This window comes from Asaia bogorensis NBRC 16594, assembly GCF_001547995.1.
GTDB classification, from domain to species: Bacteria; Pseudomonadota; Alphaproteobacteria; order Acetobacterales; family Acetobacteraceae; genus Asaia; species Asaia bogorensis.
In genome coordinates, this window is sequence record NZ_AP014690.1 from 3,057,477 (window position 1) to 3,067,500 (window position 10,024).

At 59.1% G+C, this 10,024-nt stretch carries 7 protein-coding genes, 1 tRNA gene and 2 rRNA genes (1 of these 10 running past the window's edge); 3 read left to right on the plus strand and 7 right to left on the minus strand.

Features of this window, described 5'->3' with window-relative positions; all coding sequences use genetic code 11:
• Positions 1-115 precede the first annotated feature (115 nt).
• The 4 genes from Asbog_RS13410 to Asbog_RS13425 form a co-directional block, all read right to left on the minus strand.
• Positions 116-442 (minus strand): hypothetical protein, encoded by a 327-nt coding sequence (locus Asbog_RS13410; protein WP_031241686.1) that lies wholly within the window; start codon positions 440-442, stop codon positions 116-118.
• Positions 443-564: 122 nt separating this feature from the next.
• Positions 565-1,977, minus strand: a complete 1,413-nt coding sequence (locus Asbog_RS13415) for a HAMP domain-containing sensor histidine kinase (RefSeq protein ID WP_062165505.1) — start codon at positions 1,975-1,977, stop codon at positions 565-567.
• 18 nt (positions 1,978-1,995) lie between these two features.
• Positions 1,996-2,676: a winged helix-turn-helix domain-containing protein gene (locus Asbog_RS13420; RefSeq protein ID WP_023979948.1), complete on the minus strand. Its 681-nt coding sequence runs from the start codon at positions 2,674-2,676 to the stop codon at positions 1,996-1,998.
• 120 nt (positions 2,677-2,796) lie between these two features.
• A complete protein-coding gene (locus tag Asbog_RS13425; protein ID WP_023979949.1) occupies positions 2,797-3,978 on the minus strand; it encodes a S1C family serine protease in 1,182 nt (393 codons plus the stop codon).
• A gap of 230 nt (positions 3,979-4,208) precedes the next feature.
• Between Asbog_RS13425 and rfaE1 the strand changes: the two genes are divergently transcribed.
• The 3 genes from rfaE1 (at position 4,209) to Asbog_RS13440 (ending at position 7,791) form a co-directional block, all read left to right on the plus strand.
• Positions 4,209-5,687: a D-glycero-beta-D-manno-heptose-7-phosphate kinase gene (gene rfaE1 / locus Asbog_RS13430; protein WP_062165506.1), complete on the plus strand. Its 1,479-nt coding sequence runs from the start codon at positions 4,209-4,211 to the stop codon at positions 5,685-5,687.
• Position 5,688: 1 nt separating this feature from the next.
• Positions 5,689-6,846 (plus strand): AGE family epimerase/isomerase, encoded by a 1,158-nt coding sequence (locus tag Asbog_RS13435; protein WP_062165507.1) that lies wholly within the window; start codon positions 5,689-5,691, stop codon positions 6,844-6,846.
• A gap of 429 nt (positions 6,847-7,275) precedes the next feature.
• Positions 7,276-7,791, plus strand: coding sequence for a hypothetical protein (locus Asbog_RS13440; protein WP_023979952.1), 516 nt, complete (start codon positions 7,276-7,278; stop codon positions 7,789-7,791).
• A 430-nt stretch (positions 7,792-8,221) separates the two neighbouring features.
• On the opposite strand, the gene Asbog_RS13445 is transcribed toward Asbog_RS13440, so the two are convergent.
• The 3 genes from Asbog_RS13445 to Asbog_RS13455 form a co-directional block, all read right to left on the minus strand.
• Positions 8,222-8,298: transfer RNA gene (locus tag Asbog_RS13445), tRNA-Met, on the minus strand.
• A gap of 35 nt (positions 8,299-8,333) precedes the next feature.
• Positions 8,334-8,448, minus strand: a 5S ribosomal RNA gene (gene rrf / locus Asbog_RS13450).
• Positions 8,449-8,561: 113 nt separating this feature from the next.
• A 23S ribosomal RNA gene (locus Asbog_RS13455) occupies positions 8,562-10,024 on the minus strand (it continues 1,278 nt past the right edge of the window).

Here is a 10,024-nt window from a genome sequence, read left to right on the forward strand (position 1 = left end):
CCATCACGAGGGCACGCGCTGGCACTGGATTAGCCTGAACCACCTTGGAACGATAGTGACGCTACCTTCATCACCGATGGCTGCCAGAACGGACCCGCCACCGATGACGCCCTGCTCAGGACCGTGTCAGAACCACCAGCGCCCGCCTTTCCTGCGCGATCCCTGAGCGCAGATGCCCGTGAGCACAGAGCGCCTCGCCTTCATGCTCCAGATACATCGCCTGATTGATGATCGGCGCCGAAGCCGCCGCAGTCTGCCGCAGCGTGCGATGCACCTTGCGGGCCAAAGTACGGCAATAATCCAGCGTATCGCTGGTGACAGCCATAGGCACGGCCTCATGCACGGGCGCCGTGCTGGCGCCCGGTATGGCATCGGCTCTGGCAGCGCCAGGCAACCCGACCGCGCAGGTCAGGCAAAAAAGCGCAAAGGCTGTGTGGGTCATAGAACCGGCACTAATTCAGTCCGTATTGCGCTCTCATGGGCTGCGAATGAAGACTTGTTTATGTAGTCAGTTTTTGGACCCGGCGTGTCAAAACAGCCCACAACGCCCGCTCTGTCGGCCTTTCAGCCCAGCCCGTTTTCCTCTACTGGCAGGCTGAGCACGACACGAAGCCCCCGCTGCAGGGGCTCGAGCGCCAATGCGCCGCCGTGTAGCTGCGCGACAGCCTGCACCAGCGACAGACCCAGACCGGCACCCGGTGTATTGCGCGCCTGATCGGCACGGAAAAACCGCTCGGAGGCGCGCAGCAGATCTTCTGCAGACATGCCCGGGCCTTCATCAGTCACGCTGATACGGACCAGATTACCGGAGACGCTGGCCCGTAGCGTGACCGTCGTTTCGGCAGGCGAAAACTTTATGGCATTGTCGATCATATTGGCCACGGCCTGCTGGATCAGGCGGGCGTCACCATGAAAGAGCAGGCGCGGCGGCAGATCGCACGCAATCTGCAGCCCGGCATCCTCGGCTGTCGCCTCATAGAGCTCGGCAATATCCTGCAGCGGCCTGATGAGATCGGTCGTCTCGAAAGCCGCGCGGCGTGCACCAGCCTCGATCTGGGCAATGCGCATCAGCGCATCAAAGACCGCCGTGACATGATCCAGATCAGCCACGGCGCGATAGATGGCGTCGTGCATCTCTTCGGTCGAGCGCGCATGAAGGGCAGCATCTTCCAGACGATTACGTGCACGCGTGATCGGCGTGCGCAGATCATGAGCGATGGAGTTGGAAACCTGCTTCACGCCTTCCATGAGCTTGGAAATGCGGTCGAGCATACGATTGATGGAATGGGCAACGAGATCGACATCGTTACCCACCAGAGGCATGCGCTGACGCATGTCACCATTGGCGAGCGCCGTGGTGGTACGGGCTATGGAGCTCAGGATGCGGCTGAAGATACCGCGCACAACCCAGGCACCACCAATGGCAAGCGCAGTCACCATGAGCCATGACCACAGGAAGGTTTCTGTCAGCACCCGGCGGAGGATATCCCGCCCCCTGATATCGCGCCCCACCAGCAATTGCAGGCCACCCGGCAGGACATAGGCATGCATGGCGGCTGAAGTCGTGTTGCCGGCCCGACTGATCTTGAGCGTATAAAAGCGGTCGGCCCGTTGTACCGCTTCGGGCCATGAGGGCATGTTGCCAGCCAGCCTCTGGCCACCCGGTGTGATCAGCAGATAGAGATCCTGATCCTCGACATCCTGATCGAGCCTGTCCTGAATGGCCCGTTGCAGGCTGGAAAGACCCCCCTGCATCCAGCGTTCTGCCAGACCATGCGCGTCGGCATCGACTGCCTGTCCCACCTCGCGCTCGAGCGCGCCGATGGTGTGCCACCACAGAAAGGTCAGGAAGAGTGTGGCGGAAAGGGCAAAAACCAGCCCATAGCCCAATGAGAAGCCCAGCCCGGCTGAACGAAACCGCCAGGCGCGCTTCCACCAGACGCGAAGCAGGGGAAAGCGCGACAGGCTGAACCTCATGGAGCTATATCATCCTGCTTAATTGGCGCGCAGGATGTAACCTGCATTGCGGATCGTATGGATCAGCGCGGTTTCAAAAGGCTTGTCAACTTTCTGGCGCAGGCGTGACACATGCACGTCGATCACGTTCGTCTGCGGGTCGAAGTGATAGTCCCACACGCGCTCGAGCAGCATGGTGCGTGTTACGACCTGACCGGCATGACGCATCAGGAATTCGAGCAGACGGAATTCACGCGGCTGCAGATCGATCTTCTCTTCACCGCGCTTAACGGTGCGCGAAAGAAGATCCATTTCCAGATCGGCCACAACAAGTTTGGTCTGCGGTGCCTGTTCGGCACTTCCGCGACGGGCCAGGGCCTCGACGCGAGCCAGAAGCTCAGAAAAGGCGAACGGCTTGGTCATGTAGTCGTCACCACCAGCCTTCAGGCCGGCAACGCGCTCATCCACATCGGCGAGTGCCGAGAGAAGCAGCACGGGCGTTGCGTTATTCTGGGCACGAAGCGTTTCCAGGATACGCAGACCGTCAATGCCTCCGGGCAGCATCCGGTCGAGAATAACGATATCGAAATTCTCACTGACCGCCAGAAAGAGACCGTCCTTGCCGTTATCGGCCTCCTCGACGAGATGCCCGGTTTCCTTCAGTCCCTTCACGATGAAGCTCCTGACGGTAGGATCATCCTCGACAAGCAGAATACGCATGATCAGTCCTTGGCTTTGGCGGGGGCCGTGACGGGCAGGATCGCCCGCCCCTCACTTTGCAGTGACCTTATTATCTTTCAGTTACGCGCCAGAAGAAAGGGCGAAGAACGCAATGTCCGCTCATTCATCGGCATCTGCCGGGCGTTTCCCGATTGGAAGTGTCACTGTCACGGTCTTGCCCTTGCGTATTACCGTGAAAGTCACGGCATTTCCCGGCTTTCCTGCGGCGACGATACGCAGCAATGCACGACCGTTTTCGACTGGAGCGTTATTGATGGCGGTAATCTTATCGCCCTTCATCAGGCCGCCCTTCTGCGCCGGACCATTGCGATCGACATCCACGAGCACGACCGAACCGTCACCGTCATCGAGTGTGACACCCAGCCAGCCATGATCGACATGGCCTGTGCGGCGTATCTCTTCCACGATAGGGGCCACGATTTCCGAGGGAATACCAAAGCCGATCCCGACCGATCCCCCGGCAGGCGAAACCATGGCCGCATTAACGGCGACGACCTGGCCTCTCATATTGAAAGCAGGGCCACCGGAATTTCCCGGATTGATCGGCGCATCGAGCTGAAGGAAATCATCGAGGGAACCTGCCCCCAGATCACGCCCGCGCGCCGAGACGATACCGGCACTCACAGACGAGCCGAACCCGAACGGGTTGCCCGCAACCAGGATCCAGTCACCCACATTCACCTTGTGGCTGTCTCCCCAGGTCACATAGGGCAGAGGCTTGGGTGATTCGACCTTGATGACTGCGATATCGGTGAGGGCATCAACCCCCACGAGCTTGGCAGGCAGTTCCTGCCCGTTGGAAAGCGAGACAGTCACGTTATCGGCATCACCGACCACGTGATCATTCGTCACGATGATACCGGACGGATCAATGATAAACCCTGAACCAGCGCCAAGAATCTCCTCCTGATGGCGCTGCATTTTCTCGCGATACCGCTTTTCGAGCGGTGTGCCCTTGATCTGGGCGGGCACCTTGCCCCCGCCTTCCGAGCTTATCTGTGTGATGGCAATGTTGACGACTGCCGGAATGACACGCTGCACCAGCGGCGCAAACGAGAGTGGCCCCGACTGTACCAGCACGGGGGGCAAGGCAGGCGTTCCGTCCGGTACCGCCGCCTGGGCCGGAATCTTCACCGCGCTGGCAGGGGGCACAGCGGGAATAGCCGGATGGCTGGGCTGCGGCGGCGGGTGTGGCAGGAATTTTTCCAGGAACGCCGGCAAGGCATAGGCCCTGTCAATGCCAAACCCGGCCAAAACGAGAAGGAGGAGAGCTTTGCGCATCAACAAACCACAGGCAGGGCAATATTCAGGGTCATGGCGGCACGATAGCGCAGAAATGAAATGATTCCATCTCTCTTGCATCTTTACCCGCGACAAGGCGCCATCACCCGAAGGTGTGGGACCGACACTTCCAGAACGGGAAGCAGGATTGTCATTCTCCCGCGCCTTTGGCAGGACGACAGATTGACTATGCTGTGGCGCCATGAGGCGGGTTTTATCGAGGATTACAGATGATTAGCGACTTCATATTCGGGCGCGTCCTGATCATCGGAGACCTGCTGCTCGACTGCTATATCCACGGCTCGGTCGATCGTATCTCACCCGAGGCACCGGTGCCGGTGCTGCTGCGCGCCAAACACAGCAGCGTGCCGGGAGGGGCTGCCAACGTGGCCATGAATGCCGCAGCGCTTGGCTGTGCGGTCACGCTCGTCGGGCTGGTGGGACAGGATGGTTCGGCAAGGGAATTCCATCGGGCCGTGGGGCGCGAACCCGGCATCGATCTGGGCCATCTGGTTGAGGATCCCGACTGGGTCACCATCACCAAGACACGTGTGCTGAGCGGCCGCCAGCAGATCGTGCGGATCGATGAAGAACCCTCGGTGCTCGTTCCTCCGCCGGTTCAGGAGCGTCTGATCGCCGCATCACTCGCTGCCATGGACCAGGCGGATGTTGTGATCTGCTCCGACTACGCCAAAGGCGTGCTGAGCAACGAGGTGCTTCAGGCCATCATTCAGGCAGCCAATCAGCGCGGCATCCCTGTTGTGGTCGACCCCAAGCGCCGGGATCTTTCGGTCTATAAAGGCGCGCAGCTTATCACGCCCAATCGCAAGGAGTTGGCAGCAGCCACAGGGCTACCGGTCAACAGCGACACCGAAATCCATTTTGCAGCCCTTGCCGCACAGGAGCAGTTCGGCGGCGATGTTCTTGTAACACGCTCGGAGGAGGGCATGACCCTTCTTGAGCGCAACGGCCGCATGACGCATGCCCATGTCCCGCAATCCGAGGTATTCGATGTCTCGGGGGCCGGCGACACGGTTGTGGCTACGGTAGCAGCTATGATGTCGGCCGGGGCCGATCTGCGCACGGCCATGGTCATTGCCACCAATGCGGCGGCAATCGTGGTGGGCAAGCTGGGCACTGCGACCGTTTCACGCGCGGAACTCAGCGCCGCCCTCAAATCCAAGATCGACCGTGATGGTGTTATTGCCACTTTGCCCCAGGCCCAGGGAATTATCGAAGCCTGGCGTCGGCATGGTGCGCGCGTGGTCTTTACCAATGGCTGTTTCGATCTGCTCCACCCCGGGCATATCGCGCTGATTCATGCTGCGGCCAGGGAGGGCGACAAGCTGATCGTCGCGCTGAACAGTGACGCCTCGGTACGTCGTCTCAAGGGAGCAGAGCGCCCATTGCAGGACGAGCGGGCCCGCGCAACCGTCATGGGTGCGCTGCGCGATGTCGATCTGGTCGTCATCTTTGACGAGGACACGCCCCTTGAGACGATCTGCGCCCTCAGGCCGGATATTGTGGTCAAGGGTGCTGATTACACTGAAGATCAGGTTGTGGGCGGCGAAGAGGTGAAATCCTGGGGCGGTCGCGTCGTTCTGGCCGATCTGGTATCAGGGCGTTCGACAACATCGATCGTTCGCAAGATGAAGGCTGGTCCTTCAACGACGACGAGCCCGGAACCAGTGAGTTTGAAACCTGAGTGACATGACCCACGCCAAGCAAGAAACGGCCCCCGCCATTCGGGATCAGTGGCGCGACTGGCTTGTCGGGCAAGCCCTCCCCCTGTGGAGCGAGGCCGGGTTCGATCCGTCACGCGTACTGTATCACGAACGTCTTGACTGGCAGGCGCGCCCCATCCGGCTCGATGCATCAAGACTCATGGTCCAGGCGCGGCAGATTGCGACCTATTGCCGCGCTGCTCTGGATGGCGTGTATGCCGCGGGGGATCAGGCGCTCGATTGCCTGGACCGGGTCGAAAGGCTCTATCACCGCACCGATGCCCAGCCGGGTTGGGTATTCTCGATCGACCCGGATAATCGCCCTGCCAGCACGAAACGCGATCTCTACGCCCATGCCTTCATCCTTTTCGCCTGCGGCTGGGCCATACGTTACGCAAACCGCCCAAAAGACCGGGCTTTGGCGCGCTGCATCGCTGATGAAATCGATCTGATCTTTTCGGCAGACAACGGTGGCTATCTCGACGCGATACCTGATGACGGGACACGACGCAGCCAAAACCCACACATGCATCTGCTTGAGGCCTATCTGGTCGTCTTCGAGGCAACGGGCGATTCGTTCTACCTCGACAAGGCACGAAGCCTTGTCGACCTGGCCCGCACCCATCTGATCGACACACGGTCGGGGCTGCTCCTAGAATTCTTCGCCCCGGACTGGTCACCCCTCGCCCCGTATGGTGCCAATCAGGTACAGGCAGGGCATCTGTTTGAATGGTCCTGGCTGTTGCGCGATTTCGGTCGTCTGGCAATTGACGCTGAAAACGGGGCTGAGTGGCGCGAACAGACAGCCGCTTCACTTTTCGAGGCTGGCTTTACGCATGGCTGTGATCATCAACGCCGCGTCGTGTTGGACAGCATGAGCGACAGGCATGTGGTCCAGGAGCACTCGGCGCGGATCTGGGCGCAGACCGAGCTGTTGAGACTGCTCTACACTCCGGGACTGACACCCAAGACCGACGACGCAGGGCCATATGCTGCTGCCTTCCTGCGTATTTTTGCCCCCTCGCAGCTTGGCGGAGGCTGGGTCGACCATATCGACGCGCGGAGTGGCGCACTGGTCGACTACATGCCGGCAAGCTCACTCTATCATATCTATGGCGCAGGACGCGAAATCATCTCTCGCTGAGTGAGCGGGGGCCTTTCGCCGTCGTGACACGCTGGTCTCTCACGAAGCGGCAGCGCTCCGAGCACTAATGCTGCCATTTGCAGGCCGCCATGTTGGCTGACGTTAGAGCCTGTTCACTGCCCGCACCGTGTGGAGACATCCAGATGAAGACGTCGGGTGTTATCAGCTCGCCTCCTTCCTATCTGAAGCGCGCACGGTCCAGCATTATGCCTGAACCGATATCTATACCTCCCAGCGCTTGCCTCCCGACAAGCAAGCTCATGGCAACATATCCGAGCGATCAACAACAAGACGAACCGATAAGCGCCTCGTGCGCTTTGATCCTTCACGCGGCAGGCCCGGCGATCATGCGCTCAGCGCGGTCGCCTTCCGGGCCAAACGATAAGAAGAACGCGTCCTGTCAAGCATAACTCAGGGAGAGGACGCATCATGGTCATTCCAGCTTTTCCACCGCCAGAGGCCGAAGAGGTCATTGCCCATGGCAAACCGACGGACAATGAACTGCTCGCCTATTACCGCTCCGAAATCCGGTTCGAGACGGAGACGGTCAATGGCCGCCTGCAGGCGCTTCTGAGTTCGCAAGCCTTTCTGGTCATCGCCTATGCCACAGCCATGACAGGTTCAACGACGCGATGGGGCGATCGCATGGCGATCCTTATCCCACCGCTTCTTTCGCTTTTGGGGTTCATGCTGACCTTGATGGCTTTGCCGGGTATTCGCGCTGGCTATGCAGCAATCAGCAAATGGAACGAAAAGGAGCAACACCTGCATAAGCAATGCCCCAACCTTTCAGAGTTCACTCTCGCCCGGAGCGACGAGGATGCTCGCGCGATGAATCACCGTGCGCGCCGCGGTCGCATGTTCGCCCATCAGGCGCCACTGGTCTTTCTCATCGCCTGGTTTATCTTCGCCCTGATTCCGTTCTATCTCTATGGCGGCTTCTGAGGCCTAACCTGATAATCTCTCAAATCAGGCACAGATAAGGGGCTCCAGCTGGAGTCTATGAATGCTAGAGGGACTTATCTCGGATTTCGCATATGTTCCGCAAATGGTTCATACAGCCCTTGCTCGGGAGAGGGTCTGCCGTAGAGCCCTCTGATGTCTACAAGCAAGAACGATCCTCCTTCATGAGGCCGCTACGCCTTGAGAATTCATAACGACCAGAGGCCATTCCTGCCGAGGATGTGATTATTCTGTGCGTGGGTTGCGCTGATGGCGGTGTTTGTGCCTGGTGTGAGGCAGGGGATGTTTTCGACGCAGGATCCAGGGGTTATCTGGGCTGCGATCTGAGCGAGCCCTACGCGCGCGCGTATAGACGCGTATTCTTCTGGGCGAGAGCTGCGCTGTGCCTGGATTGTGTATTGTGTGGGTATTTTGGTTGCGGGGGCAGGATTTGAACCTGCGGCCTTCAGGTTATGAGCCTGACGAGCTACCGGGCTGCTCCACCCCGCGGGGGTGGTGGTGTGTTTTGTGGGGTGGATCAGGGGACCTGGCGGCGACCGACTTTTCCGCATCTTGAGATGCAGTATCATAGGCGCTGGGGCGTTTCACGGCCGAGTTCGGGATGGGATCGGGTGGAAGTCTCCCGCCATAGCCACCAGGTCTTCTGATCCACCCGACAACTGTGTGTCGGTGTGGAGGTTGGTGTTTGTGTATGATGAGTGTGATTGCGTGGATGATTGCTATGCATGTGTATGCTCTCTTTTGGAGAGCGTTGTGTGAGCGATATGGGCGATTAGGACCGGTTAGCTTCACGTGTTACCACGCTTCCACACCCGGCCTATTGACGTGATGGTCTTTCACGGCCCTGTGAGACCTAGTTTTGAGGTGGGTTTCCCGCTTAGATGCTTTCAGCGGTTATCCCGTCCATACTTAGCTACCCGGCTGTGCCGCTGGCGCGACAACCGGTACACCAGAGGTATGTTCATCCCGGTCCTCTCGTACTAGGGACAAATCCTCTCAAGTCTCATACACCCACGGCAGATAGGGACCGAACTGTCTCACGACGTTCTAAACCCAGCTCACGTACCACTTTAATCGGCGAACAGCCGAACCCTTGGGACCTGCTCCAGCCCCAGGATGTGATGAGCCGACATCGAGGTGCCAAACCTCCCCGTCGATGTGGACTCTTGGGGGAGATCAGCCTGTTATCCCTAGAGTACCTTTTATCCGTTGAGCGATGGCCCGTCCACGTGGGACCACCGGATCACTATGGCCGACTTTCGTCTCTGTTCGAGCTGTCACTCTCACAGTCAGGCGGGCTTATGCCATTGCACTCGACAGTCGGTTTCCGACCGACCTGAGCCCACCATCGCGCGCCTCCGTTACACTTTGGGAGGCGACCGCCCCAGTCAAACTGCCCACCATGCAGGGTCCCGGACCAGGCTAGACTGGTCTCGGTTAGACATCAGAAAAATTCAGGGTGGTATTTCAAGGACGGCTCCACCGGTACTGGCGTCCCGGGTTCGTAGCCTCCCACCTATCCTACACAGGATGTCTCTGATGCCACTGCAAAGCTGCAGTAAAGGTTCATAGGGTCTTTCCGTCTGACCGCGGGTACCCCGCATCTTCACGGGGAATTCAATTTCGCTGAGTCGATGCTGGAGACAGTGGGGAAGTCGTTACGCCATTCGTGCAGGTCGGAACTTACCCGACAAGGAATTTCGCTACCTTAGGACCGTTATAGTTACGGCCGCCGTTTACCGGGGCTTCAATTCAATGCTTGCACATCTCCTCTTAACCTTCCGGCACCGGGCAGGCGTCAGGCCGTATACGTCGTCTCTCGACTTCGCACAGCCCTGTGTTTTTACTAAACAGTCGCTACCCCCTGGTCTGTGCCACCCGCCTATGGTTGCCCACGGACGGGTCTCGCTTATCCCGAAGTTACACGAGCAATTTGCCTAGTTCCTTCAGCATCGTTCTCTCAAGCGCCTTGGTATTCTCTACCAGTCCACCTGTGTCGGTTTCGGGTACGGTCTATACGCCAGAGCTATTTCCTGGAATGCTCCAAAAGCCTGGTCAATCCAATAAGACCAGACAACATATCGCATTCGTCACTTCTGGCAGGCCCAGTAATATTCAACTGGTTCCCATCGACTACGGCTTTCGCCCTCGCCTTAGGGGCCGGCTCACCCTGCGTGGATTAACCTTGCGCAGGAACCCTTGGACTTTCGGCGAC

Excerpts from the sequence above, each read along its gene's own strand:
- Asbog_RS13425 (WP_023979949.1), bottom strand. The coding sequence starts at position 3,978 with ATGCGCAAAGCTCTCCTCCTTCTCGTTTTGGCCGGGTTTGGCATTGAC.
- rfaE1 (WP_062165506.1), top strand. The coding sequence starts at position 4,209 with ATGATTAGCGACTTCATATTCGGGCGCGTCCTGATCATCGGAGACCTG.
- Asbog_RS13410 (WP_031241686.1), bottom strand. The coding sequence starts at position 442 with ATGACCCACACAGCCTTTGCGCTTTTTTGCCTGACCTGCGCGGTCGGG.
- Asbog_RS13415 (WP_062165505.1), bottom strand. The coding sequence starts at position 1,977 with ATGAGGTTCAGCCTGTCGCGCTTTCCCCTGCTTCGCGTCTGGTGGAAG.
- Asbog_RS13440 (WP_023979952.1), top strand. The coding sequence starts at position 7,276 with ATGGTCATTCCAGCTTTTCCACCGCCAGAGGCCGAAGAGGTCATTGCC.
- Asbog_RS13420 (WP_023979948.1), bottom strand. The coding sequence starts at position 2,676 with ATGCGTATTCTGCTTGTCGAGGATGATCCTACCGTCAGGAGCTTCATC.
- Asbog_RS13435 (WP_062165507.1), top strand. The coding sequence starts at position 5,689 with ATGACCCACGCCAAGCAAGAAACGGCCCCCGCCATTCGGGATCAGTGG.